The following is a 26,015-nucleotide window of genomic DNA, read 5'->3' on the forward strand; positions in this document are numbered from 1 at the left end:
TTCCGGAGCCATTATGTCCAGCGACGCTCACGTGCTGGTGCTCGACGACGACGAGGGTATCCTATTGCTTGCGGCGCGCGCGTTGCGGCGGGTCGGCTATCGCGTCAGTGCCTGTTCGACGGTGCAGCAGGCGCTCGATTGCATCGGCGAGCCGTTGCCGGATCTGCTCGTGCTCGATTACCGGCTCGGTACGCCACAAACCGGACTGGATTTTTTCCGTGGACTGGTTGCACGCGGGATCAAGCTGCCGGCTATCCTAGCGACAGGCTTTTCGGACGAGTCGCGGATCATCGAGGCGTTGCGTGCCGGCGTGTCCGATGTGGTGCCAAAAGCAGCCGATTACCTCGATTACCTGCCCGAGGCCGTCGAACGTGCGTTGAATGAAGCGCGGATGCGGCGTGTCGTGGCGGACTCTGAGCGGATGCGCGATCGCGAGCGACACTATCGGACCATTGCCGAAGCGCTGCCGCATCTGGTCTGGACTTGCACGCCGGGCGGCGAATGCGATTTTCTGTCCCGGCAATGGTCGGATTACACCGGAATGCCAGCTGGCGCGGAACTCGGTGCCGGGTGGTTCGACGCGGTCCATGTCGATGATCTTCCCGCGCTGCGTGATGCATGGCGACAGACCATCGGGCAGGGCGCGGACAGCTTCATTCGCGAGGTGAGGCTGCGGCGCCATGACGGCGTGTATCGCTGGTTTTGCTTGCGAGGTACGGCCTTGCGCGAAGCGGATGGGCGCATTGCGAAGTGGTTTGGCACGTGTACGGACATCCAGGATCAGCGCGAAGCAAGCGACGAGCGCGAGCGGCTGCTCCAGTCCGAGCAGGCGGCGCGGCAGGCGGCCGAAGAGGCCAATCGTGCGAAGGACCGTTTTCTCGCGATGCTGTCGCACGAGTTGCGCACGCCACTCACGCCGGTGCTGGCCAGTGCGCGAATGCTCGAGCGCGCGCGTGACGTTCCCGACCCGGTGCGCTCCGCCATGAAGGTCATTCGACGCAATATCGAGTTAGAGGCCCGCCTGATCGACGATTTACTGGACTTGACGCGAGTAGCCAACGGTAAGCTGCTGCTGGCGCTGGAGACTGTGGATGTGCACGAACTCATCGATGCGGTGTTGGAAATTTTTCGCAGCGACATCCAGGTCAAGCAATTGCGCGTGGAATTGGATTGCGCTGCACAGCACCGCTTCGTCCGTGGCGACCGTGCGCGATTGCAGCAGATGCTATGGAACTTGATCAAGAACGCGGCCAAGTTTACGCCCGAGCATGGCCGCATCGTGCTGCGCACGCGCGATGCCGAGGCGCCATCCGAAGCGGGTGTGCCGCAGATTCAAATTGACGTGCAAGATAGCGGTATCGGCATCGCGCCGGAGCAGCTGGGGCGACTGTTCAACGCATTCGAGCAGGGTGGGCGGCACACCACCCAGCAGTACGGTGGCCTGGGGCTAGGCCTGGCCATCACCAAGGCGCTGACCGACGTGCATGGTGGGACGGTGCATGCCGCCAGTGAGGGATTAGGGCGCGGCGCCACCTTTACGATCGTGTTGCCTAGTGTCGAGGCACCCGGGCCGGTGATGGAGCGCGGTACGATCGCGGCGGCGCCGCAGCGCGCCACGCTGGACATCCTGCTGGTCGAGGACCATCAGGACACAGCCGAGGTGATGGCTCAACTTATCACGGGCTTTGGCCACAATGTGATCGCAACCGGGACCGTGGCCTCAGCGCTGCAGGCCGCGCAGCAGCAGCGCTTCGACCTGGTGGTCAGCGATATTGGCTTGCCCGATGGTACGGGGCTGGACTTAATCACGGCGTTGCGGGGCACCGAGACCGGCGCACACGTGCCGGCGGTGGCGTTGACCGGCTATGGCTCGGATGACGACGTACGCCGCTGTCTCGATGCCGGCTTTATGTCGCATCTGACCAAGCCAGTCAACTTCACGCTGCTTGAAGGCCTGATCGAAGAGATCGCAATGGCTAAGGGCAGCGATGACGCGTTGTCTACGCCCACCGCTTGACGCTGTGACGCTGCGGCGTTTGCTGCGCGTCACGCGGGACCCTGTGTAGGCGTGTCAGTCGCGGTTTTTCAGCTCGTCGCGGATCTCGCGCCGCAACGCGATATCCTCGAGTGGTGCTGCCAGGGTTGCCGGCGTGGCTGCCTGCAGCGCCGGCGCGCGCAGCTTGCTGACCAGCGAATTGACGAGGGTGCCGAACGCGCCGCCAATGATGACGCTAGCAGCCAGATCCATCATATTGTCCCTGACGGCGAACTCTTTCAATTCCTTGAGCATGCTCATAGAGCGGTTCCCCCGAAAAACGCATAGGCGGTTGAGCGCGCAACGTTTCGGGCGATGGGGCAGTGGGCGGCAGAAATGTGCGCCAGGCCGCGAAGCAGCGCGGGCCTGGGCAAATCTTATCAATAAAGGTGCGAATGGGGGCCCGCGCCACCGCTGCGACGGTTCCGCCCCAGCGGCGTCAAGCGATGTAAGCGACCCAGGCGCCTCAACTGACTCAACTGACTCAACTGACTCAAGCGACTCAAGCGACTCAAGCGACTCAAGCGACTCAAGCGGCGCTGGCGGCGCTGGCGGTACTGCGTGTGACCGGCAGTTGCATGCCGACGCCGAGGCGGTTCCAGGCGTTGATTACCGCGACCGCGAAAGTCAGGTCGGCAATCTCCGTATCGCTAAAGTGAGTTTTCAGCGCCTGGAAATCGGCATCGGCTGGATGGCCACCAGGTAGTGTGGTCAGGCGCTCGGCCCAGTTCAGCGCGGCGCGCTCCCGCGCATCGAACATCTCGGTTTCGCGCCAGGTTGGTATGCTGAGCAGGCGCTGCACGTCTTCGCTTTGCTGAAGCAGGTCGTGTGAATGCATGTCGACGCAAAACGCACATCCGTTGATTTGTGATACACGTAGGAACACAAGATCACACAGCTTCTGGCCGAGCGCGGAGCGTCCCAGTGCGGCATTGACCGATGCCAATGCGAGATAGGCGTCCTTGGACAGTTCACGGTAAGGCAGGCGAGGTTGGCTCATCAGGGTTTCCTTTCGCGTCAATGGACTAGGAGCCTTTATCGTAGGCGGCGAATGGGTTATCGTAAAAGGCCAAAAACGGTTTAAATGAGTAGGCCATGATGCGAGCTGGAGCAGGGCGATGACAGCGGAGCACGGCGGCAAGCGGGCTGTGGCGCGCAAAAGTCGGCCCAGCACCATGCCGGCGGCCGAGTGGGCCTGCACGCTTGAGCTAGACCGTCGGTGTGACGAGCCTATGTATCGGCAACTGGTTACCCGGCTTCGCGAGGGCATCTTGGACGGTCGATTGCCCGCCGGCATGCGGCTGCCGTCCACACGTGCGCTTGCCACGCAACTCAATACCGCCCGCGGCACAGTTGAACTCGCCTACGCGTTGCTCGCAGTGGAAGGATTTATCGAGACGCGCGGCGCAGCTGGCACCCGGGTCAATGCACGACTTCCACCACAGCATGGGCCGACGAAGCCTGCGCCTGCACCGTCGGCCGACAATGCATCGGTGAGTGCCGCGATAGCCGTGGCGCCTTTGCAAATGGGGCTGCCCGCGTTGGACTTGTTCCCGCGCAAGCTGTGGGCCCGGGTGGCGAGTCACGAAGTGCGCGTGCTGGCCGCGGAGGCATTCAGTTACGGCGATGCGCAGGGACAGTCCCGCTTGCGTCGTGCGATTGCCGGTTATCTTGCGATAGCGCGCGGAATCGATTGCGACCCCGCCAGGATCATTATCACGAACGGGTATCATGGCGCGCTTGGACTACTGATGACGGCGTTATTGCCGGAGACGGCGTCGCGCCCGATCTGGTTCGAGGATCCCGGCTACCGGCGAGCACGCGACGCGTTAAGGCTGGTCGGCGCGCAATTAGTTAGCGTGCCAGTTGACGACGAAGGACTGGATGTCGACGCAGGCGTGGCGAAGGCCCCCCGAGCTTGCATGGCGCTCGTCACGCCTTCGCACCAGGCGCCGCTGGGGGTCTCGCTGTCATTGCCGCGGCGGCTCGCGCTGCTGGATTGGGCGGCGCGCGCCAACGCGTGGGTCGTCGAGGACGACTATGATGGGGAATTCCGCTACTCAGGCCGGCCGTTGCCCGCGCTGGCGAGCCTGGACGGCGGCGAGCGCGTGCTCTATGTTGGCTCCTTCAGCAAGGCGCTCGCGCCCGGCCTGCGGCTCGGCTATATCGTCGCGCCGCCTACGCTCGCCGGGCACTTGGTCAAGGTGGCCGCATTACTGGCCCCGCCCCCGGCCCTGACACTGCAGGAAAGCATCGCGGCCTTCATCGAAGCTGGACATTTCAGCCGGCACATTCGCCGGATGCGTGCCGCGTATGCGGTGCGCCGCGACGCACTTGCCGCGGCGCTGCGCCGTCGCGTTGGCGGCGTATTGGATATTTCGCCCAGCGTCGGCGGCATGCATCTGATTGGCTGGCTGCGTAAATGCTCTGCGCCAAGCGACGGCTCGTTGGCGAACGACGTGTTGCTGGCCCGGGCAGCGGTGCGCAGCGGCCTTGCGCCCGATGCGCTGTCGCAGTGGTATGGGCAGCAGCGGCGACGCGACGCGTTGTTAATGAGCTTTACCAACGTGCTGCCTGAACAGGCCGACGACGTTGCAGTCAGGTTGGCCGCCGCATTCGAGCGACCCTACGCGTGAGGGCCGCAGCAGTCGCAGTCGTAGCCATAGTTGCGGTGGATGCCCCATCGATTGCGTGCAATGCGCAGGCTGCTCAAGTCCAGTTTGAGTCGTCGTTGCCGCCGACGTCGATGTTACCGCCCGCGTCGTCGCCCCAATCGTCGTTGCCACGGCCAACATCGAATCCCGGGTCGGGCTGGGCGCCAGCATTGCCTCGCCGGCGCTCGTCATCAACGATCACATCGCGCTCGATCACCCGCTCGCGGCTGCCCCCGAGCATCTGGCCGAGCAGCACGCCGGTCAGCAACCCGCCCATGCTGCCCCCACCGCCGCCCGGTTGCTGTACGATCACGGTCGGCTGCGGCTGCGGCTGCGGCTGCGGCTGCGGTGCCGCCGCGCCGCCCCTTGCATGGCCGAATCGTTCGGCTTCCTGGGCATAGACGGACGGGTTCCCGCTGCTTGGCGGGATATCGGTACCGGCGCCAGCGTTGCCCGCGATCGCATTCGGATCCGGTCGTTCTTCAGTGCGGGCTCGGGCGCTGTTCAGGCGACGCTCGAGATCCTCGAGTGCGTAGTCGGGCACCGGGCTGCCGTTGTTCACGAGCTTGTCGGTCAATGCGCGCAACGCGGTTTCGATCGCGTCGACTTCGGCCAGCAGCGTTTCATGTCCCGGCACCGTCGAGAGGCGCACATCGAGTTTGAGCGAGCGCGCCGCATTCAGCAGTTCGGTCGCGCGCTTGAGTTGCGCGCGGCGCAGCTTCTGCACGCGACTGTCATCGTTCGAACGTGCGCGCAACACGGTGCGCCGTACCAGCAGCACGACCAATGCAAGCACGATCACGAAGCCGATCCACATGCCAATCGATGGGCCGTGGTGCGGCGCGTGTGCAGGCGGCGCGATGGGCGCCACTGCTGTGTCGGCGGTGCTGGGCAGCATCGCGGACGTAGACGGCGGCGGCCCACTGCGCGACACCGCGCGCCCGGCCTGTTGCTGCATGCGTGCCTCGATGGCGTTGAACTGCGCGGCGCTGGAGGCAAAGCGCAGTTCAGGGTCGAGCGCCCGCGCTTTCTGGAGTTCGGCCAGCGCGTCCGAGGCTCGGCCTTCCCGGGCAAGTACCTGGCCGTACAGGTAATGCGCGTGGGCGCTATTCGGGTGCATGCGCAACACTTCGACGAGCTGGCTGTGCGCCTGCTGCCAGTTGCCTCGTGCAATCGCATTGTCGACATCGCGCGTGCTGGGCACCGTAAAGGCTGCAGCCGACGCTGCGATGGCGGCGCTGGTCAGGATGATCGCCAGGAGTGTCTTCATCGTTCGATCGGGCCATGCATCGGCCGTATAGGGGTGCGCCGGAGCGTGGCGCATGCGGTTTACGACTGGGCGGTCGTGCCGAGTTGCTTCTTCAGCGCCTCGAGACGATCGTCAATGGAGGGCCCCTTGGACAGCGCGGCCAGCTTGTCATCCAGCGCTTGGCCACTACGCTCGTCAGCCGAGTTCAGCCGCGAGTCGGAGCGCGCGTTCTGCAGTGCGACTTTGTCCTCGAGCTTCTGAAAGTCCTCTGCCAGGTTTTGGCCGCCGATGCCGCCCAGCGCAGTGGCCGCCGTGTCCTTCGCTTGCGCGATCTGCTGCTTGGCTTGCAGGATATTCGAGCGCGCATTCAGGTCGTTGCGACGTTCGCGCATCTCGTTGATTTGCTGCTTGAGTTGTCCCACCGACGGCTCTAATGCCGCCAGTTCCTTCGCAATCGCATCGTGTTCAGCCTGCGCATTTGCCTGGGCACTGAGCGCTTCGCGGGCCAGTGCCTCATCGCCGGCTTGCAGCGCGCGTTTCGCTCCGTCTTCGTATTTTTTCACTTTGTTATCGGCAACGTCGCGCTTGCTGCGCTGCATCGCGACCTGCGCCTCAATCTCGATCAGCGCGTTCTCCGCCTTCGCGATGCTGTCGTCCAGTTCGCGTATGATCTGCCGCGCGTCGCGCGAGGGATCCTGGACGGATTCGGCTGCGTCGTTTAGCAAGCCCTTGAGCGTACGGGAGATGGTGTTCAGTAACGACATGAATTCCTCCGTTGGTTGGACCGCGCACGGGCATCGACCGTCGCGAATAGGGGGACCGGGCGGGTGGTTGCAAGGGCCGCGCTTGTTGCGCCATTGGCCGGGTCGCGCACAGGCTACGCCCGTGCTTTGACGGGTTGATGGCGAATTTGTTGCGCCGCCGCGCTGCCTGATGTGCGGATCATACGCGACGTGGCTCCGACGCGGTGCGGCAGCGCGCCTCAGCAATTGCTTACAAAAAAGTCGGAGGGAGCGCCGCGTGCACGCATTAAAATGCGCGTTTTGTCGCGACGCCGCAATCCGCACGGGGCGGTAACATCACGCGCGTTAATGAGACCGCGGCGTTATCCTGACATGCCTACCGTAAAACGACCCGATCCGTCCGATCCTCAACGCGCCGAGCGTCGCGCGCCACCGACGCGGCAGCGTGCCGCGGCACGCCAGCGGGGCGGGTCGCGCTCGCTAGCTGCCTTGTTCATGCTGCGCTTTGCTGGCCTAGTAGCGGGCGCCGCAATGATCGGCGCACTGGTGCTGGGCTACGCGCTGGCGGTGATGGGACCCAAGCTGCCATCGCTGGACGTGTTGACCGACTATCGCCCTAAGGTGCCATTGCGCGTCTACACGGCCGACCACGTGTTGATTGGCGAATTCGGCGAGGAGCGCCGCAGCCTTGTGCGCATCCAGGACACGCCCGACGTGATGAAGCAGGCCGTGCTGGCGATCGAAGACTATCGGTTCTATGAGCACGGCGGCGTGGACTTCATCGGCATCCTGCGCTCGGGCATCACGGATCTAATGCACGGCGGGCGGGCGCAGGGCGCGAGCACGATTACGATGCAGGTAGCGCGCAACTTCTTCCTGTCCAGCGAAAAAACCTATACGCGCAAGATCTACGAGATGTTGCTCGCCTATAAGATCGAGGCAGCGCTGTCCAAGGATCAGATTCTCGAGCTGTACATGAATCAAATCTATCTCGGTCAGCGCGCGTACGGGTTTGCCGCGGCGGCCCGCGTGTACTTCGGCAAGGACCTGAAGGACATCACGCTAGCGCAGGCCGCCATGCTGGCGGGATTGCCTAAGGCGCCGTCCGCCTACAATCCGATCGTCAATCCCAGGCGTGCGAAGATACGGCAAGAGTACATTCTGAAGCGCATGCTCGAGTTGCGCTACATCACGCAGGACCAATACGACCAGGCGATCCACGAGGACTTGCACGTGTGCACAGCGGGCAACGAATACAATGTGCACGCGGAATATGTCGCCGAAATGGTGCGCCAGGCGATGTACGCGCAATATCGCGACGAAGCCTATACGCGCGGGCTGACGGTCACGACGACGATTGACTCGGCGGATCAGGCCGCCGCCTACGACGCGGTGCGCAAAGGGATACTCGATTATGAGCACCGCCATGGCTATCGCGGACCCGAGGCGCGCATCGAGCTGCCGCCCGCCGGCGATGAGCGCGACCAGGCGATCGAGGACGCGCTCGTCGGCCATCCGGACAACGGTGATTTGCTTGCCGCCGTGGTCATTGACGCGAGTCCGCGGCAAGTCGATGCGCAATTATCCGATGGCACCGTTGTGCAGATTAGCGGCGACGGGCTGCGGTTTGCTGCAGGCGCACTGTCGCCCCGCGCGTCGGCGTCAGTGCGGATCCGAGCCGGCTCGGTGATCCGCATCGTGCGCGAGGCGAACGGCCGGGCCTTGATCACGCAACTGCCGCAGGTCGAAGGTGCGCTCGTGTCAGTCGCGCCGCAGGACGGTGCGATCCGCGCGCTGGTCGGCGGCTTCGATTTCAACAAGAACAAGTTCAACCATGTCACGCAGGCGTGGCGGCAACCGGGCTCGAGCTTTAAGCCGTTCGTTTATTCGGCCGCGTTGGAAAAAGGACTGGGCCCGGCGACCCTCATCAACGACGCGCCGCTGTATTTTCCGCCGACGACACCGGGTGGGCAGGCGTGGGAACCGAAGGATGATGACCAGCCCGACGGCCCGATGCCGATGCGCGTGGCATTGCAAAAGTCTAAGAACCTGGTATCGATCCGGATTCTGTCGTATATCGGCACGCAGTACGCACAGCAATATGTGACCGAGCGGTTTGGCTTCGATCCTGACAAGACGCCACCCTACCTACCGATGGCGCTAGGCGCCGGACTGGTGACGCCGCTGCAGTCGGCGGCGGCCTATTCGGTCTTCGCGAACGGCGGCTACCGGGTCAATCCGTATTTGATCGCGCAGGTTGTCGACGCGCACGGCGAGCCGCTGCTGAAGGCCCAGCCGCTGGTGGCCGGCCAGAATGCACCGCAGGTGATCGCGCCGCGCAACGCGTATGTGATGAACAGCCTGCTGCATTCGGTCGCGTCGGTGGGCACTGCCTCGGGAACTAACGTGTTGCATCGCGGCGACCTGGCCGGCAAAACTGGGACGACCAACGACGCCAAGGACGGCTGGTTTGCCGGCTATCAGCCTACCTTGGTCGCGGTCGCGTGGATGGGCTACGACCAGCCCAAATCGCTCGGCAGTCGAGAATTCGGCGCGCAGCTGGCGCTGCCGATCTGGGTCCAGTACATGGGACGCGCGCTGCGTGGCGTGCCGCAGTACCAGGCGCCGATGCCCGAAGGGTTGACGATGATCGACGGCGAGTTGTTCTACGCGGATAAGACGCCAGGTAACGGCTTTATCGCGTCGATCGGGCTTGACGCGAACGTGCCGGCCGGCGCAAGCGATTCGAACGCGCAGTTCGGCACGGTGGGACCGGGTGGCATGCAACCGCCGGCGCCGCCGCCCGATGTGAATTCGGCGGAGCGCCAGCAGATCATGAACCTGTTCGACGACAGCAAGCCGTAACGCGTGCCAAGTCGCCGGGCTACCCCATACGCGCTGACCCAAAAAGCGTGCTGCGAGAATGGGAACATCACCACCGGCGAAGTGGTGGGTGAATTGGGCCGGCGCGATCGCAGCAGCGAATTCCTGCGCTTATTGCGCACGATCAGGCTCCCCAGAATGACTATGGGCTATTATCGCCCATGTGCCAGGCTTGATAGCAGCACATATGGACGTGGCTTGAAGTGATCAATGAACGATGATAGGCGCTTTTGATGCTGGAATTTTCGACTTTGGGCACCTTTGTCGTGGTCGTGCTCGGACTATTGCTGATTCCGGGGCCAACCGTGCTGCTGGTGCTCGCGCGCACAGTACAAGGCGGCCGCAAAATCGGCGTATTCACCGGGTTTGGTGTGGCGGCTGGAGATCTGATCCACACGCTCTGTGCAGCAGTGGGCTTATCCGCGTTGCTGATGACCTCGGCACTGGCATTCAATATCGTTAAAGTGGCCGGCGCCGCCTATCTACTGTATCTTGGCGTGCAGGCGTGGCTCGAGAAACCGACGCTTGAGTATGCGCTTACGCCGAAGCCGGCTGCGGTCTCACCTAAGAAAGCCTTTGTTCAAGCGATGCTGGTCGAGGTGCTCAATCCAGAAGTCGCGTTGTTCTTTCTTGCATTCCTGCCACAGTTTGCGCATCCAGAGCACGGTGCGACGTTTTGGCAGTTCGTCGTGCTTGGGCTAATCTTTGTCGTCATAGGGGTGTTGTACTTGACGGCTTTAATCTTTTCGATACGCTTGCTTGGCCGCATCATGTCACGTTTGCACTGGCTGCGCCGTTGGGAGAAAAAAATTATTGGCCTCATCTTCATCCTGCTTGGACTGAAGCTGGCGATGCAGCCATAATAGATTAGATTGGGCGCCATGCAACGCATAGCGCCGCCAGCCGCCGTACCGAAGAAGCGTCATCCAAATGGACGGCCGCTCGCCAAGCCAACGCAGCACGCCGGACGCTTTGATGCACTGCGCTAGCGTTTGAAAACGTTGAAGGCCGGACACGCCGACGTGTTTACGCGTGTGACCGGAACTGGCGCCCGGGTTCATCCGACAAGCGCAGGCCATGCAACTTGTAGCCGTGTCTGCGCGGCCTTATTTGCAGCCTTAGCGGCACCTTATCAGCCTAGTTTGGGCAGCCAGTCTTGCTTGGCTTAGCAGCGTTTCACTTAAGGAAATTCATTGTCCGTGACTACTCGCGATGCGTCCCAAATCGACATGACATGGGTGATAGCGGTATCCATGACGGTGTGGCGAACGCCGTCCTGAGCCAAGGTGGAAAGCCCTAGCTGGGCTTAGCCAAAGTGGAAAGCCCTAGCAGGAAACGGTCGAATACCGTAGACAAGATGCGGACATTGGCATTGGCGTGCAGTTCGCCGCTGGCGATGCCCTGCTCAATGCGCGCGACAATGCCGGCCCGGGTCCGTGCATCGATCAACATGGTGGCGTCGGCCGATCGCTTCCTCATGCCTTCACGCGCGCAGCCCGCCTATAGCGGAAGGCCGTGGCGGCAGCTCGAGTGTGTGGTGCGCGAGTTCTGCTAGGATCGGCCCTAGCGTGCTTTATTGAGCTGCCAGCGCTAGGCAGAAGTGATTATGATGATAAGTAAAAAGGAGAAGCCAGCGGTTTGTCGTCGCCAGTGGGGCGGAAAAGGGGTAGGGTTTTGCGTGGGCCTGGCGCCCATGATGTTGGTGCATGCACTGCCGCTTGACGGTACCGAGCAGCAGTCGCTGCGCGAACAGGAGCGTGAGCGCGTACTTCGACAGCAGCGCGAGGCCACGCCGGACGTGCGGCTGACACGCCCGTTAGCACCTGAGCAAGCGCGTCTTCCCATGGAAGAGTCGCCCTGTTTTCGCATCGAGCGCATTAAACTCGACGGTGACACGGCCATGCACTTCCAATGGGCGTTGGCGGCGGCCAATCCGCCGGGCGATCCGGCCATTGGCCGCTGCCTGGGCACGGCAGGCATCAACCTGACGATGAAGCGAGTGCAAAACGCGATCGTCGCGCGTGGCTATGTGACCACGCGCGTGCTAGCGCCGTCGCAGGATTTGAAGACCGGCACGCTTGCACTGACGCTTATTCCGGGGCGGATCCGAGCGATCCGATTCACCGACGACAGCAGTGCGCGCGCGACGCGGTGGAACGCTGTACCAATTACCTCAGGCGACTTGCTTAACCTGCGTGACATCGAGCAGGGGCTAGAAAACTTTAAGCGTGTGCCGACGGCCGACGCTGACATCCAAATCACGCCGGCCGAAGGGCTCGACGCCCAGCCTGGCGAGAGCGACCTGGTGATTGCGTGGACACAGGCGCATCCGGTCCGCCTGAACGTCGCTATCGACGATGCAGGCAGCCGGTACACCGGTCGATACCAGGGTAGTGTGACTGTCTCATACGACAATTGGTGGACGCTAAACGATTTATTTTACGCCAGCTTTAACCACGACCTTGGCGGTGGTCACAGCGGCCCCAAAGGCACGCGTGGCTATACCGTTCACTATGAGGTGCCGTATCGTTACTGGCTCTTGGGCTTCACGACCAGTGGCTATGATTATCACCAGTCGGTCGCGGGTGCTTACCAAACCTACCGCTACGGTGGCGATGGCGATTTCACTGAGGTGCGCCTCTCGCGCCTGCTTTATCGCGATGCCGTGCGCAAGACCTACGCCCATGTGCGCGGGTGGTTACGCCATGCGCGCAGCTTCGTTAATGGCACCGAGATCGGGGTACAGCGCCGCCACACGGCAGGCTGGGAAATCGGGTTAAGTCACCGCGAATTCATCGGCTCCGCCACGCTGGAGAGCGGCGTGGCGTACCGCAAGGGTACGGGCATGTTGGGGGCTCAGCCGGCGCCGGAGGAATTTTTGGGTGAGGGGACGTCGCGTCCATCGCTGATTACCGCGGATGCCCAACTGACCATTCCATTTACCATTGCTGCACAGCAACTGCGCTACACCATGGCATGGCGCGGACAATGGAGCCGCACACCGCTGGCGTTGCCGGAACGCTTTTCCATCGGTGGGCGCTATACCGTGCGCGGTTTTGATGGCGAAAGCGCCTTGATCGGCGACCGAGGCTGGCTGGTGCGCAATGACCTAGGCTGGTCGCTGGGCCACACCGGTCAGACGCTTTATCTGGGTGCGGATTATGCAGAAGTGGGCGGGCCGTCCACAAGCTTTTTGATTGGGCAGCACTTAGCGGGTGCCGTGATTGGCCTGCGCGGCGGGGCCAAGGGCTTGTTTTGGGATGTTTTTGCCGGTACGCCGCTTAGCAAGCCGGCGGGTTTTCAGACCCGTCGCTTCAATGCCGGCTTTAACGTCAGCTGGTCATACTAGGCACCGACTTTGGCGACTGTTCTCTTTACCGGATACCCGTCATGAATTCACATTTGTATCAGGTCGTCTTTAATCGGGCCCGTGGTGTACAGATAGCCGTGGCGGAGCATGTCGCCAGTCAAGGCAAGTCACGCGGCGTTCGGGCCGCACGATCGGCTTGCAGCCTACTGACGACGATGCGGGTGCTGGATTTTTCGATTCTGTTGTCGCTCGGGCTGGTCGTTGATCTCGCACAAGCGCAGATCGTGGCTGATCCTGGCGCGCCGCGCGATCAGCAGCCAACCGTACTGAACGCCGCCAACGGCGTGCCGCTGATTAACATCTAAGCCCCCAACGCGGGCGGTGTGTCGCGCAATACTTATAAGCAATTTGACGTCGGCCATCGAGGCGTGATTCTCAACAACGCTAGCACCCACACGCAGACGCAGCTCGGCGGCTGGGTGCAAGGCAATCCGTGGCTAGTCAATGGCACCGCACGTGTGATTCTCAACGAGATCAACGCCAGCCATCCAAGTCAGTTGCGTGGCTACATGGAAGTGGCCGGCGAGCGTGCCCACGTTGTGGTTGCCAATCCGGCCGGGATTAGTTGTGACGGCTGTGGCTTCATCAATGCCAATCGTGTCACGCTTACCGCCGGCGCCCCGATCATGAATGGCGGCAACCTCGACGGCTACCGCGTGCAGCAAGGCGCCGTTACCATCACCGGTGGCGGGCTCGATGCGAGCCGCGCCGATTACACTGACATTATCGCACGCTCCGTCCGGCTCAATGCTGGCCTCTGGGCCCAGCAGTTGCGCGTTACCACCGGCGCCAATCAGGTCAGTGCCAGCCAGAGCGTGGTGGATTCCATTGCCACCGACAGCAATGTGCCGGCTTTCGCCCTGGACGTGGGCCAACTCGGCGGCATGTACGCGCAGAAAATCGTCCTGCTCGGTACTGAGCACGGCGTGGGTATGCGCAACGCTGGCCAAATCGGCGCATCAGCCGGCGAATTGGTGGTGACCGCCGACGGCCGTTTGGAAAACAGCGGCGCCCTGCAGGCCAGTACCGATACGCGCTTGAACGTTGGCGGTGGCGTGGCGAACAGCGGTACGATCAGCGCTGGACGCGAACTCGTGCTCGACACTCCAAAAGATCTGGACAACCGGGGCGGCACGTTGAATGCCATGCGCTTGGAAGTGAACGCAGATTCCGTGACAAACCGGGGCGGCGCCATGGAGCAAACTGGTGCGCAGGACCTGGTTGTGCGCGCCGCGCAGGTGCATAACCGGGAGGACGGCCGCATCGGACAGGCTGGGGCGGACGCCGATGCCGCCACGACGCCCGAGCATGACGGCCTATCGGACATGAACGTCTCGGGTGACAGCGGCGCCGCGCCGCTCGTGGCGGGTGCACTCAACGTTACCCACATACTGGATAACGACGGCGGCCGCGTCATGGCCAAGGGTGCCATCGATTTGACGGCCCACGCAGGTCTGGACAATGAGGGCGGCCATTTAGGCGTGCGCGATTTAAACGTAAAGGGCGGCGATCTGGTCAACCGTCTGGGCGCACTGTATGTGACAGGCAGCCATCAACTCCAACTCGGTGCGTTGCAAAACGAGACGGGGCAGATTCAACTAGCCGGGCCGCTAACGCTGAACGCCCAATCGTTCGATAACCGCGCGGGTCAGCTGGTGGTAACCGGTGGTGATAACCGTCTGGAGGTGAAAAATGCGCTTGATAATAGCCGAGGCGGGCAGATTGTCAGCGACGGGGCGCTGCATATCCGCGCCAACACGCTCAAGAACGCGCAAGGTCGCGTGCAGCAAGCTGGCGGTGGCCATTTGCAGATCGAGGTGCCGCAGCTCGAAGGCGTCGGTGGCACGCTGGTGAGCGATGGCGTTTTGACTCTGATAAGTAATAGGGCCGACCTGCGCGGCGGCTTGACCCAAGCCAAGCAGATTCATGTTGACACAGACACGCTGATTACTGCCGAAGGCGTGCTGTATGGCAGCGGCGCCGGCATGCTCGAGTTGAAGGTACGCGACGTGTTGGACAACGCCCACGGCGCCATTCACGGTAATGGCGCGATGACGTTGCAGGCGCAACAACTGATCAACGAACGGGGTAGGATTAGCGCGGCCGGCACACATGACACGCAGGTTGACATCGCTGATCAACTCAACAATACCAATGGCCAGCTTGTTGCTGCCGGCAACGCGACGTTGCAGGCGCGCGATTTACGTAACCAGGGTGGCATGATCAGAACCAAGGGTCGATCCAACTTGGACGTGAGCGTGGGCGGCACGCTCGACAACCGTGCGCAAGGTACGCTCGCCGCCGACGGTGCTTTGAGGGTAACCGCATCTACAGTGGACAATCGCCGGGGTAAGCTGATCGGTGCCCACGGACTGCGCGTCACGTCCACCACGCTGGATAATCGCGAAGACGGTTTGGTGAGTGCAACCGAAAGCCACCTGAAGGTGGACAGCCAAGGCCATATCCATAACGCGGGCGGCACGCTTCAGGCTGCCGGCGAGCTGTCGTTGGACAGCACAGACTTGGACAATACCGACGGCGCGATCCGGGGCAGCCAGGTCAAACTCGATACTCGGCAGGCGGCACTGAATAACACTGGCGGCACACTGATGAGCACCGCCGGTCGCCTCGACGTGAGCAGTGGCGCACTGGATAACACCGGCGGGTTAGTGCAATCGTGCGGCGCGATGCGCGTGCAAACACACGGTCAAACGGTGCGTAACATCGATTCCGGCAAAACGGGCGGCATCTTTAGCGGCGGCGAGTTGGACTTAAATAGTGGCGAACTGCACAATCGCGCCGGCGTGGTGCATAGCCAAGGCCAACTCACCGCGCACGTTGGTGCGTTGAATAATACTCAAGGCCAGTTTGGCGGCAGCGCCGAAGTCGGGCTCAAGGCTGACAGTCTGCGCAATAGGGGTGGCGTGATACAGGCTGGACAGGCGCTGCAGATGGGCGTGGCTGATGTCACCGATAACGAGGGCGGCCTGATAGCCGCGAGTGGCGAGTTATCGCTGAACGCTAAACGGATTGATAACCGTGACACCCGTAGCACGGACCCGGCTACGCCGTTAGGTTTGCGAGGTGACGCCGTTGCGTTGACAGCCAAGCATATCGACAACTATGCCGGGACCATCACCGCCAATCGCAGCGTGGAGATCACCGGCGCGGACACTGATAGCGTACTGGACAACACGCAAGGCAACGTCTCCTCGGCCGGTAGCATTCAAGTTTTTGCCGACCGCGTGTATAACTCGGCTGGCACGCTATTGTCTGGCACCGACTTTCGTGTCGAGGCTGATCGTCTGAGTGGAGCAGGCCATCTACTCTCTAAGGGCAATTTGAACTTAGATTTGCAGCAGGACTTTGACAACGAGAACGAAGTGACTGCCAACGGTCATGCCGTCATTCGCACGGCGGGCCGGCTGGTTAACCGCGGTACTTTCCAAGCAGACGAGCTTGAAGTACGGGGCGCGCAGATCGACAACACCGTCGATGGCCGGATCAATGGGAACCGCGTGTGGGCGGCCACCGATGGCAAGCTGTCTAACCGTGGCTTGATTGACGGAGCGCAGTCGCGCATCGAGGCCGACGCGGTGGACAATGTCGGCCCGGGCCGTCTCTACGGCGATCAGCTTACGCTGCAGGCCAACACCGTTGACAATCGACAAGAGGACGGTCAGGCTGCGGTCATCGCCGCGCGGGCACGGTTGGATATCGGTGCGAGCAGGCTAAGCGGAGCGGGCCGTTTGCTGTCCAACGGTGATTTGAATCTGGAGTTGCAGCAGGACTTTGACAACGATCACGAAGTGATTGCCAACGGCCATGCCGTCGTGCGTACGGAGGGGCAATTGACCAACCGTGGCGTATTCCAAGCAGGCGAGCTTGAAGTACGGGGCGCGCAAATCGACAACACCGTTGGTGGCCGGATCAATGGAACCCGCGTGTGGGTGGCCACCGATGGCAAGCTGTCTAACCGTGGCCTGATCGACGGCGCGCAGGCGCGTATCGAAGCCGGTGCGGTGGACAATGTCGGTACAGGCCGCCTTTATGGTGATCACCTTGCGCTGCAGGCCAACACCGTTGACAATCGACAGGAGGGTGGCCGGGCCGCGGTCATCGCTGCGCGGGCACGGCTGGATATCGGTGCGAACGTCGTCAACAACCACGAGCAGGCGCTAATCTTTAGTGCCGGCCATGATAGTACGGCGCTAAACATCGGTGGCACACTGAATGAACAGGGTCAGGCCATGGGTCGTGCCGGTCACGTACTTAACGACAGCGCTACGATCGAATCGCTGGGCGGCCTGAGTTTCAACACCCAGCACCTGCTCAATCGCAACGCGCACTTTGCCACCGAACTGGTGCAGGTTAGCGGGCCCACCCAGAGTATGGCGCTCCAGCCAGCCGGTGATCCCAATAAACACGATATCAACGACTATCATTGGGCGGGAGGGCACAAATCCGGCTGTTATTTTCACAATGGCACCGGCGCCGAAATCAGCAATTGGACCCAGTACGATATAACTCGCACCGAATACGAGACCCGGGTCACGCAAAGCGCGCCGGCGCTCATTCGCTCGGGCGGTAATCTTGTGCTGCAGGGTGAAAACTTTACTAACGACAAAAGCCATATCTTTGTCGGTGGCACGTTACAGGGCGATTTAGGTAATCTGAAAAATGAGGCTGTGTTTGGCCAGCATATCACCCGCGAGGTAGGCACTAGCCAGTACACTTGGAATGAGTGGCGTGGCGGCTTCAAGCGCCGGCATGAGCGCCACTGGGGGGCACGGATGGCTTACACGCCAGCCGACACTGTGCACACGATTACGCTGCCCGTCTCCAAGGTCGAGCAGCATACCGTCAGCGGCGCGCGTGGCTATGTGATCGCACAGCAACAGCTTAGCCAGGCAGATGACGCTCCGAGAGCAAGCGCGATTATCGAAGTGCCGGCCGCGCCCAGTGTGGGTGCTCTCGAGTCGGGCCAGGTCGATGTCGCGATAAGCGGTCCAGACCCGGCAATAAGCGGCCAATATCCGGCAATAAGCGGTCCGGACCCGGTGATAAGCGGCCAGGAACGAAGCGCAAATGGCCAGGAACCCACGAGCGGCCAAAATGAGCAAGGCGTGCTTGATACGCGCGGCGATGCCCCTATGGTTATCCGCACTGTCCAGCCGAGCGCTCAAGTACCGGCCAACAGCTTATTTCGTGTTCAGCCCAACAATGGCAGTTATCTGATTGAGACCGACCCGCGCTTTAGCGACTATCGCACCTGGCAAAGCGCCGCTACCCTGCTGTCGCAAGGAAAGCAGAATCCAACCGCCACACACAAGCGCCTGGGGGACGGATTTTACGAACAAATGCTGGTGCGTGAGCAAGTTGCGCAATTGACAGGTCGGCGCTTTTTGAAAGGCTACGCCAGCGATGAGGCGCAATACCAAGCGTTGCTTGAGGCCGGCAGCGCTTATGCGAAAGCATGGAGCTTGCGTCCTGGCGTAGCGCTGAGCGCGCAGCAGATGGCACAGTTGACCCGCGATATTGTCTGGCTAGTTGAGCAGGACGTGCACCTACCCGATGGCACTGTCACTCGCGCGCTAGTGCCGCAAGTCTACGCACGCGTCAAGCCGGGCGACCTTGACGGTAACGGCACACTGCTCGCCGCGGAAGCGATCGACATGCGACTCAAGGAGGATCTCGTCAACACAGGCACCCTTGCTGGACACACTGCCGTGCAACTGAATGCCGAAAATTTGCGTAACGTGGGTGGCCGGATCACCGGCAAGACAGTATCTGCCCAAGCGCTTGGCGACATTGACGTAATCGGCGGCAGCATTGACGCGGACCAAGCCTTATTCGTTCAGGCTGACCGCGACCTGAATGTGATCACCACAACCCGCAGCGATGCCAAGCAAGCTGGCCAGAGCGACTTTAGCCGTACTCATTTGGACCGCATAGCCGGTCTGAGCGTTAACTACCCCCTTGGCGGCCCCCTGGTGGCCGGCGCTGGGCGCGACGTCAATCTAATTGCCGCGCAGATCGCCAACAACGGGCAGAACGGTCAGACTGCCCTAGTTGCCGGCCGTGATCTGAATCTCGGCACGGTCAAAGTCGCGGAGCAAGAAAGCAGTGTCATCGACGCCAACAACTACCTGAAACAAGGCATTGAGAAAGAGGTTGGGACCACCGTGGAGGCGCGGGGTAACGTACGCATGCAGGCTGGCGGCGACCTGAATGCCCATGCGGCCCGCGTCAACAGCGATCAAGGCACATTGGTGGCGCTGGCTGATGGGGATGTCAACATCGTGAGCGGGCAAACAAGTCGTCACTGGAGCGAAGGCCGGCAGTATAAAAGTCGTAATCTGTTCGGCTCCAGTCAAACCACCACTCGCGACAGCCTGGCGGACACTACCGCGCAGGCCAGCATCTTCAGCGGCCACACGGTGGCGGTGCAAGGCCGCAACGTGACCTTGACCGGCAGCAACGTCGTGTCAGATAAGGGCACGTTTGTTGAGGCGCAAAACGACCTGACTATCCAGGCTGCGACGCAGACCTACAGCGAAAGCCACTTCAAGGAGGCTAAGAAGAGTGGTTTACTACATAATGGCGCGATGTCGGTGACAATTGGCAGTCAGGCGCACAGCGCTGACCAGCAAGAGGCCGGCACTCGTGCAACGGCTTCCACCGTGGGCTCGACCAATGGTAACGTGACCTTGGCTGCCAAACAGCTTTATCGGCAAGAAGGCAGTCATATCCTCACGCCGCGGGGCGATGTGGATATTCAAGCGGGCAAAGTCATTATTACGGAAGCCCGTGAGCAGAGCCAGGGTACGCAGCAAACTCAGTTCAAGCAATCGGGTTTGACAGTGGCGGTGACGGCGCCAGTGATGGCAGCGGTCCAGACCGCGCAGCAGGTGGAGCGGTCGGCAGGACAGACATCCGATCCCCGTATGCAAGCGTTGCTGGGCGTGACGACTGGCTTGGCCGCCAAGAACACCGTCGACGCCATCGCCCAGGATCCGAAATCGGGTGGCGGGGTCAACATTTCAGTCACCGTGGGCAGCGCGCAGACGGGGAGTCAGGCCACCTACAACAGTGCCACCGCATCGGGCTCGAGCATTGCCGCTGGCGGCGACGTGAGGGTTCAAGCCATCGGTTCGGGCCAAGATTCCACGTTGACCGTACAAGGCAGCGACATCCAGGGTGGCGGTGATATCCAACTGAAGGCCGATGGCAAAATCAATTTGTTGGCCGCGCAAAACGCCCGCGAGTCGCACCTGACCCACAGCAGCATCAGCGGTGGAGCAGGCGTGGCGGTGAACCTAAGCTCCCAAGGTAAGGCAGCCGGTGTGACGGCGAGCGTCAGTGGCGCACGCGGCCGGGGCGAAGGCACTGACGTGAACTGGACATCCACTTACGTGAGCGCGGGTAACCGACTGGTGCTGGAGTCGGGCGGCGACACTACGCTTAAGGGAGCGGTGCTCAATGGCCGGCAAGTAATCGGCAAAGTGGGCGGGGACCTGAACATCGAAAGCCTGCAAGAGCGCAGTAGCGAGCGCAGCCGGGATATATCGCTCGGCGGCAGCGTGACGGCGGGTTTGGGTGTGTCGGGTAGCGTTAGCTTCAGCCAGCAGAAGATTGCAAGCGACTGGGCGAGCGTGACCGAGCGCAGTGGCATCCAAGCGGGCGACGGTGGTTTCCAGATTGACGTCAAGGGTCACACGAGCTTGAAGGGTGCGGCGATCGCCAGCACGGAGCAGGCGGTGCGTGACGGAGCGAATAGCTTGACGACGCGCACGTTAAGTACCGAGGATATCGTCAACTACGCCGATTACAAGGCTAGTAGCGTGGGCCTGAGCGGGGGTTATAGTTTGGGCGGCAGGGGTCGTGGCGAAGATCTGGAAGGGGTGGGCACGACCCAGACTGGACAGGCGGCGACGGGTGCCGAGCAAGTCCCGGGTAGCACGCTGCCGTCGACTCCGGGCGGATTCAGCGTTGCGCCGCCCAGCGTGATGGCCGCCTCGGGCAAGGCCAGCAGCACGACGCTGAGCGGGATCAGCGCCGGTACGATTCGCATTACGGAAGAGGCGCAACAGCAAGCTTTGACGGGGCAAGACGTTGCGCAAAGCCTGGCCGGGCTGAACCAGCAAGTGTGGAGCGGGCAAGATGGCGATAACGCGCTCAAGCCGATCTTTGACAAGCAGAAGATTCAGGCGGGGTTCGAGATGGTGAATCAGCTGACGCATCAAATCGGCACGTTCGTGGGTCATCGTCAAGCGCAACTGGATGAAGCGCAACAAGCGGCGCAGGACCCGAATCTGAGTCCACAGGCCAGGGCACAAGCGCAACAGCAGGCGGCCCAGCTAAAGGCGCAATGGGGCCCGGGCGGCACTTATCGACGGGCGCTGTCGGCGCTGGGCGCAGCAGCGGGGGGCAATGTGACGGCAGGCGCGGGGCAGTTCGCGCTGTCGGCGACAGTCAATTACGTGCAGGGTTTGGCGGCCAGTGAAGTGAAACGCGTGGCGGATGGCTTGCAAAGCGAGGAGGCGCGTGCGGCGCTGCATGCGCTGGTGGGGTGCGCGGGCGCGGCGGCTAGCCGCCAGGATTGCGGCGCGGGGGCGATGGGGGCGGCGGCCAGTTCGATGCTGGGCACGCTACTCGGGCCGACGCAGGGGTTGACGCAGCGGCAGAAAGAAGCGCAAACAAATCTGGTGAGTTCGTTGGTGGCAGCGGTGGCGGGGATGGCGGGTCAAGACACACAGACTGCGACGACGGCTGCGGTGACGGAGGGGCGGTTTAATCGGCAGATTAGCAACAATGAGAGTAAGCATCCGGCGAAGGCATTCCAGGGCGTAAATTGCCGTCAATCAAGCTGGGGCTGGCGTCCAGCGATGCGGCAGCAGGGCTGCGATGTCGTCGGCTCGATGGGTGGTCAATCGATTGAGCACGTCTTTGAGATAGACGTACGGGTCATGATCATTGAGCTGCGCGGATCGAATCAGGCTCATGATCGCCGCGGCGCGTTGTCCAGCGCGCAACGAACCGGCAAACAACCAGTTCGAGCGACTGATAGCCCAGGCACGAATCTGATTTTCCAGCCAGTTGTTGTCGATGGGCACGTGCCCATCGATTAGATAACGCGTGAGCGCCTTCCAGCGCTTGAGACTGTAGTCGAGCGCTTTGGCGATCGCCGATCCTTCACTGACCCGTTTGCGCTGAGTGAACATCCACTCATGTAGCGCATCGGCGATGGGCCCAGCGCGCTGCTGACGCACTTCACCCCTGCGATCAGGCTCAAGTTGTGCAACATCGCGCTCGACAGCGTAAAGTGCGCCGAAGTATTCCAGCGCCTGTTCAGCGATCTGACTCTTGTGATTGGCGTGCAGCTCAAAGAACTTGCGTCTTGCATGAGCCATGCATCCGATCTCAGTGATGCCCAGCTCGAATCCGGCTTTGTAGCCGCTATGGTCGTCACATACCAACTTGCCGCGCCAGTCACCGAGGAACTGGCGAGCATGTTCGCCCGCGCGACTATCGGCGAATTCATAGACGACAGCGCGCACGTGGGCGAACTGCGTCGTGGCGTATGCCCAGACGTATGCGCGCTGCGTCTTTCCTTTACCGGGAACGAGCATTTGCACCGGCGTTTCATCGGCGTGCAGCACGCCGTATTGTAGAATCTCTTCGCGAAGCGCCTCGACCAGCGGCTGCAACCTCACCCCACAAACGCCAACCCACTGACCCAGCGTTGATTGAGCGATGGCAAGACCGGCGCGCCCGAAGATGCGTTCTTGACGGTACAACGGCAAGTGATCAGCGTGCTTGGCAACGAGCACTTGCGCGAGCAAGCCTGTGGTCGGCATACCCTTGTCGATCACATGAGGCGGCACAGGTGCCTGAATCAGCGTCTCGCACGCCTTGCAGACCCATTTGCCGCGGATATGCCGTTCAACCGTGAACACCCCCGGCTTATAGTCCAGCTTTTCGCTGATGTCCTGGCCGATACGCACGCGCTGACAGCCGCAGGAGCAGGTGAGCTCGTCAGGTTCGTGATGGATCTCGGTGCGCGGCAAGTGTGGCGGCAACGGCGCACGCTTGGGCTTTTGCTGCTGCTTGTGCGCAGGCGTATCTGAGTGCAATTGCTCGAGCTCGATTTCGAGCACAGCCAGATCGGCGTCGATGGCCTCATTGAGCAGACTCATCTGCTCAACGTTCAATTGCTCGCTGCGCTTGCCAAATTGCAAGCGCTTGAGCACGGCAATCTCATGGGTAAGTTGCTCAATGCGCCTCTGTCGGTAGCGCAGCTGCCGCTCCTTCTCGCTCACCTGAACCATCAATTGCGCAGCTAGCGTACGCAGTTCGTCAGGGCTTAAAGCGTTGAGGTTAGCCGATAGGTTCATGCGGCCAGTCTGCCAGAACCCACCGCGCTGCGGCAAGCAAGACAGTTTACGGCTTTGGGGATATTACTCGACGCTGATCGCGTGATCGTGTGCGAGTGTGTGCCAGGGCAGCCCGGTTACCAGCGCTCGCAACTGTGCCAGATTCAGCGCAGTGGCAATCGCCTGGTCTCCAGCCGTCCAGATGAATCGCCCCTTATTCAGGCGCCGCGCCAAACACCTTCACGACACGCACCAGGATCGTATCGATGCCCGCGCGCATATCGATCGGCTCGGTTGCCAGCCAGATCTCGTCAATGCGCATCATCGCAGCCACCCTTGCAACCACGCCGCGTAATCGGCTGCAGCACAAAGCGGCCAGCGTACCGTCACGCTCGCCGCCCCTCGGCGCACTTCGATCTGAATCACCGTCGAGGCAGGCGCCACGCCGGGCGTCTGCCATTGCAGCGACACGAACTTCGCCGCGGGCACGCTCATCGACTGGCGCGCTTCGCGCGCCACGTCCTGCTGCTGCGCGGCCACCCACCGACGCAACAGGTTCGCATTCAATTGGTAATGCAGCGCCACTGCGGCGATCGACACGTTTGGCTGCATCGCCGCACGGATCACTGTCTCCTTGAACTCCTTGCTGTGGCGCCGCCGCCGTGTCGGCTGCACCGCTTCCGAACCCACTTCATTCTCGTTCATAGCGTGCACGTGTCCATTAAAAAATGAGGTGAACACGATCGTCGCTTCATGACACGGCGGGTTCAAGGTGACATTGCCGGGTGCTTACGCCAGAAATCGATTGGGTGAATCAACAAAAAGAGGCGGGCCTGTTCAAGTACACCCCAAGCCAGAAGATTGGCGATGCGGTGAAGAGCGATCCAAGGGGCGTGGCGAAGGATGCGGCGAAGATCGTTGTTGGAGGTGTGACGGCGAAGACGGGGCTAGGGTTTTGTACAACCGGCTTGGGGTGTGCTGCTGGTATGACCTGCCCGGCGATTTTCGGCCCAGTTGAAACTTGAGAGAATGGCTTCCAACGGAGAAAGGAAGTCATGAAGAAGAGCCGGTTTAAGGAAGAGCAGATGGTTATGATCCTGCGCGAGGCGGACAAGACGCCAGTCGTGGAGGTAGCGAAGAAGCACGGGATCAGCGAGCAGACGATCTATAACTGGCGGCAGCATTTCGGTGCTCTGGAAGCTGCGGACGTGAAGCGGCTGAAGCAGCTTGAGCAGGAGAATGCACGACTCAAGAAGATGCTGGCCGAGCGTGATCTCGAATTGGACGTGATGAAGGAGATCAACGCAAAAAAATGGTGAGCGCGCACGCGCGTCGCAAGCAGGTTGCCTACGCGAAGGCGCGGGGGCTATCGGAGCGACGCGCGTGCGCGCTGATGTCGGTGGCAAGATCGGCGCTGCATGATGAATCGAAGCTGGCCGGGCGGGATGCTCCGGTGCTTGCGGCAATGAGCATCCTGTCGGCGCAGTATCCGCGCTACGGCTACCGCCGCATCCAGATTTTTCTGAAGCGGCAGGCTCATCCGATGAGCACTGATCGGGCATGGCGGTTATGGCGTCTGGCAGGCTTGCAGGTCCCGCGCAGGCGGCCTCGTCGAGGCGTGTCGGTGCATCGTCCCCGAGCGCAACCGGCGAGGGCGGCACGGCACGTCTGGGCCTACGACTTCGTGTTCGACGCATGCGCTAATGGCCAACAGTTAAAGTGCCTGACTGTGATCGACGAATACACGCGCGAATGTCTGGCCATCGATGTCGCCGGATCGATCCGCTGCGCACGGGTTGTTGAAATCCTGTCGCAGCTGGTCAGCATGCATGGTACCCCGCGCTATCTACGCTCAGACAACGGGCCGGAGTTCGTGTCGCGCGCCATCCTGAAGTGGGCGGCGGACAACGGCATGGACATGGCATTGAGCGATCCCGGCAAGCCCTGGCAGAACGGCGCGCACGAAAGCTTCAACGGCAAGTTCCGCGACGAATGCCTGAGTCTGGAATGGTTCAGGAGTCGCCCGGAGGCGAAGGTGGTGATCGAACAGTGGCGCCGCCACTACAATGCCATCCGACCACATTCGAGCCTGAATTACCTGACGCCCAACGAGTTCAAGCAGCGGTATTGTTCAACTGAAGCAATCGAGGCCGTTCTCCAAGTTTGAAACGGTCCGAAGAAGTCAGGCAGGTCAGGTATGCCGATGGCGGCATTAGGTATCAGCGACATGGCTGAAGGTGTAGATGGTTTGTACAACCGCTATAACGGCCTTAGTGCTCCTGGGTTAAATCCATTGCGTTATGGATTCAATGAGGTACTGCCGGAAGGTTGGGGAGACGTTGCATATGACGGGTTGAGCTTTGCCACTGCAATTGTTGCTCTTTATGTCCCGGTTCCACTTAAGATGGGGGTGGCCGATGGTCTGAATCATCCGAGGTCAATGTTCGGCGTAACTGTGCCACGTATTAATAACAACACTTTGATCCCACTCATTAACCAAGTGGCTCCTTACGGGACTACGCAGGGTATCCTGCTATTTGGCGTGGGTTCGAAAGGGGTAACTGTTATCAATGATATTCGCGGTACTGGAGGGCAGAAATGAATTGGCGAAGGCTGTATGCAGTTAGCCAAATAGTCGGGGTTGTCGGCAGTGTATCAGTCGGGGCTGCGGGATTTTATGCGGTTATTGTAATTGGGGTTTGTAG

General features: G+C 61.4%; 16 protein-coding genes and 1 pseudogene. 10 read left to right on the forward strand and 7 right to left on the reverse strand.

Going from position 1 to position 26,015, the window contains the following annotated elements; translation table 11 throughout:
* Nucleotides 1–13 precede the first annotated feature (13 nt).
* Nucleotides 14–2,017 (forward strand): response regulator, encoded by a 2,004-nt coding sequence (locus IHE30_RS13600; RefSeq protein WP_337691325.1) that lies wholly within the window; start codon nt 14–16, stop codon nt 2,015–2,017.
* Nucleotides 2,018–2,071: 54 nt separating this feature from the next.
* Here IHE30_RS13600 and IHE30_RS13605 read toward each other — a convergent pair whose 3' ends face one another.
* Together IHE30_RS13605 and IHE30_RS13610 are read right to left on the reverse strand one after the other, a co-directional pair.
* Complete coding sequence (locus tag IHE30_RS13605) at nt 2,072–2,296, reverse strand: MscL family protein (protein WP_337691326.1); 225 nt, start codon at nt 2,294–2,296, stop codon at nt 2,072–2,074.
* Nucleotides 2,297–2,564: 268 nt separating this feature from the next.
* Nucleotides 2,565–3,035, reverse strand: a complete 471-nt coding sequence (locus IHE30_RS13610; protein WP_337691327.1) for a carboxymuconolactone decarboxylase family protein — start codon at nt 3,033–3,035, stop codon at nt 2,565–2,567.
* A 118-nt stretch (nt 3,036–3,153) separates the two neighbouring features.
* Here IHE30_RS13610 and pdxR point away from each other — a divergent pair, with 118 nt between their 5' ends.
* Nucleotides 3,154–4,671, forward strand: a complete 1,518-nt coding sequence (gene pdxR, locus IHE30_RS13615) for a MocR-like pyridoxine biosynthesis transcription factor PdxR (RefSeq protein ID WP_337691328.1) — start codon at nt 3,154–3,156, stop codon at nt 4,669–4,671.
* A 73-nt stretch (nt 4,672–4,744) separates the two neighbouring features.
* Here the strand turns inward: pdxR and IHE30_RS13620 are convergent, their stop codons facing one another.
* Complete coding sequence (locus IHE30_RS13620; RefSeq protein ID WP_337691329.1) at nt 4,745–5,959, reverse strand: tetratricopeptide repeat protein; 1,215 nt, start codon at nt 5,957–5,959, stop codon at nt 4,745–4,747.
* Between the two features lie 59 nt (nt 5,960–6,018).
* Nucleotides 6,019–6,702, reverse strand: a complete 684-nt coding sequence (locus tag IHE30_RS13625; RefSeq protein WP_337691330.1) for a PspA/IM30 family protein — start codon at nt 6,700–6,702, stop codon at nt 6,019–6,021.
* A 351-nt stretch (nt 6,703–7,053) separates the two neighbouring features.
* Here IHE30_RS13625 and IHE30_RS13630 point away from each other — a divergent pair, with 351 nt between their 5' ends.
* Together IHE30_RS13630 and IHE30_RS13635 are read left to right on the forward strand one after the other, a co-directional pair.
* Nucleotides 7,054–9,546 carry a penicillin-binding protein 1A gene (locus IHE30_RS13630; RefSeq protein WP_337691332.1) on the forward strand — a complete coding sequence of 831 codons (2,493 nt, stop codon included), beginning with the start codon at nt 7,054–7,056 and terminating at the stop codon, nt 9,544–9,546.
* A 251-nt stretch (nt 9,547–9,797) separates the two neighbouring features.
* Nucleotides 9,798–10,427, forward strand: a complete 630-nt coding sequence (locus IHE30_RS13635) for a LysE family translocator (RefSeq protein WP_337691334.1) — start codon at nt 9,798–9,800, stop codon at nt 10,425–10,427.
* A 433-nt stretch (nt 10,428–10,860) separates the two neighbouring features.
* Here IHE30_RS13635 and IHE30_RS13640 read toward each other — a convergent pair whose 3' ends face one another.
* On the reverse strand, nt 10,861–11,016 hold the full coding sequence (locus IHE30_RS13640) for a hypothetical protein (protein ID WP_337691335.1): 156 nt from the start codon (nt 11,014–11,016) through the stop codon (nt 10,861–10,863).
* A gap of 241 nt (nt 11,017–11,257) precedes the next feature.
* On the opposite strand from IHE30_RS13640, the gene IHE30_RS13645 reads away from it, so the two are divergent.
* From IHE30_RS13645 to IHE30_RS13655, 3 genes and pseudogenes are all read left to right on the forward strand, one after another.
* Nucleotides 11,258–12,913: a ShlB/FhaC/HecB family hemolysin secretion/activation protein gene (locus IHE30_RS13645; RefSeq protein WP_337691345.1), complete on the forward strand. Its 1,656-nt coding sequence runs from the start codon at nt 11,258–11,260 to the stop codon at nt 12,911–12,913.
* 41 nt (nt 12,914–12,954) lie between these two features.
* Nucleotides 12,955–13,239: an ESPR domain-containing protein gene (locus IHE30_RS13650; protein ID WP_337691336.1), complete on the forward strand. Its 285-nt coding sequence runs from the start codon at nt 12,955–12,957 to the stop codon at nt 13,237–13,239.
* Between the two features lie 18 nt (nt 13,240–13,257).
* Nucleotides 13,258–20,481: pseudogene (locus IHE30_RS13655) on the forward strand (two-partner secretion domain-containing protein); the annotation flags it as partial.
* A 1,317-nt stretch (nt 20,482–21,798) separates the two neighbouring features.
* On the opposite strand, the gene tnpC reads toward IHE30_RS13655, so the two are convergent.
* Nucleotides 21,799–23,331, reverse strand: coding sequence for an IS66 family transposase (gene tnpC, locus IHE30_RS13660; protein WP_337691338.1), 1,533 nt, complete (start codon nt 23,329–23,331; stop codon nt 21,799–21,801).
* 300 nt (nt 23,332–23,631) lie between these two features.
* Nucleotides 23,632–24,015 carry a transposase gene (locus IHE30_RS13665; protein WP_337691340.1) on the reverse strand — a complete coding sequence of 128 codons (384 nt, stop codon included), beginning with the start codon at nt 24,013–24,015 and terminating at the stop codon, nt 23,632–23,634.
* 104 nt (nt 24,016–24,119) lie between these two features.
* Between IHE30_RS13665 and IHE30_RS13670 the strand changes: the two genes are divergently transcribed.
* The 3 genes from IHE30_RS13670 (at nt 24,120) to IHE30_RS13680 (ending at nt 25,912) form a co-directional block, all read left to right on the forward strand.
* Nucleotides 24,120–24,335 carry a hypothetical protein gene (locus IHE30_RS13670; protein WP_337691341.1) on the forward strand — a complete coding sequence of 72 codons (216 nt, stop codon included), beginning with the start codon at nt 24,120–24,122 and terminating at the stop codon, nt 24,333–24,335.
* A gap of 30 nt (nt 24,336–24,365) precedes the next feature.
* Nucleotides 24,366–25,477, forward strand: a protein-coding gene (locus IHE30_RS13675; protein ID WP_337691343.1) for an IS3 family transposase whose coding sequence is annotated in 2 segments (ribosomal slippage) — nt 24,366–24,624 and nt 24,624–25,477 — 1,113 coding nt in all. Because the reading frame shifts where the segments join, the coding sequence is not laid out codon by codon here.
* A 30-nt stretch (nt 25,478–25,507) separates the two neighbouring features.
* Nucleotides 25,508–25,912 carry a hypothetical protein gene (locus IHE30_RS13680; RefSeq protein ID WP_337689610.1) on the forward strand — a complete coding sequence of 135 codons (405 nt, stop codon included), beginning with the start codon at nt 25,508–25,510 and terminating at the stop codon, nt 25,910–25,912.
* The last annotated feature ends 103 nt before the right edge of the window (nt 25,913–26,015 follow it).

The sequence above is a fragment of the Mycetohabitans sp. B46 genome, from assembly GCF_037389205.1.
Lineage (GTDB): Bacteria > Pseudomonadota > Gammaproteobacteria > Burkholderiales > Burkholderiaceae > Mycetohabitans.

Excerpts from the sequence above, each read along its gene's own strand:
- IHE30_RS13600 (WP_337691325.1), top strand. The coding sequence starts at position 14 with ATGTCCAGCGACGCTCACGTGCTGGTGCTCGACGACGACGAGGGTATC.
- IHE30_RS13605 (WP_337691326.1), bottom strand. The coding sequence starts at position 2,296 with ATGAGCATGCTCAAGGAATTGAAAGAGTTCGCCGTCAGGGACAATATG.
- IHE30_RS13610 (WP_337691327.1), bottom strand. The coding sequence starts at position 3,035 with ATGAGCCAACCTCGCCTGCCTTACCGTGAACTGTCCAAGGACGCCTAT.
- pdxR (WP_337691328.1), top strand. The coding sequence starts at position 3,154 with ATGACAGCGGAGCACGGCGGCAAGCGGGCTGTGGCGCGCAAAAGTCGG.
- IHE30_RS13620 (WP_337691329.1), bottom strand. The coding sequence starts at position 5,959 with ATGAAGACACTCCTGGCGATCATCCTGACCAGCGCCGCCATCGCAGCG.
- IHE30_RS13625 (WP_337691330.1), bottom strand. The coding sequence starts at position 6,702 with ATGTCGTTACTGAACACCATCTCCCGTACGCTCAAGGGCTTGCTAAAC.
- IHE30_RS13630 (WP_337691332.1), top strand. The coding sequence starts at position 7,054 with ATGCCTACCGTAAAACGACCCGATCCGTCCGATCCTCAACGCGCCGAG.
- IHE30_RS13635 (WP_337691334.1), top strand. The coding sequence starts at position 9,798 with ATGCTGGAATTTTCGACTTTGGGCACCTTTGTCGTGGTCGTGCTCGGA.
- IHE30_RS13640 (WP_337691335.1), bottom strand. The coding sequence starts at position 11,016 with ATGTTGATCGATGCACGGACCCGGGCCGGCATTGTCGCGCGCATTGAG.
- IHE30_RS13645 (WP_337691345.1), top strand. The coding sequence starts at position 11,258 with ATGATGTTGGTGCATGCACTGCCGCTTGACGGTACCGAGCAGCAGTCG.
- IHE30_RS13650 (WP_337691336.1), top strand. The coding sequence starts at position 12,955 with ATGAATTCACATTTGTATCAGGTCGTCTTTAATCGGGCCCGTGGTGTA.
- tnpC (WP_337691338.1), bottom strand. The coding sequence starts at position 23,331 with ATGAACCTATCGGCTAACCTCAACGCTTTAAGCCCTGACGAACTGCGT.
- IHE30_RS13665 (WP_337691340.1), bottom strand. The coding sequence starts at position 24,015 with ATGAACGAGAATGAAGTGGGTTCGGAAGCGGTGCAGCCGACACGGCGG.
- IHE30_RS13680 (WP_337689610.1), top strand. The coding sequence starts at position 25,508 with ATGCCGATGGCGGCATTAGGTATCAGCGACATGGCTGAAGGTGTAGAT.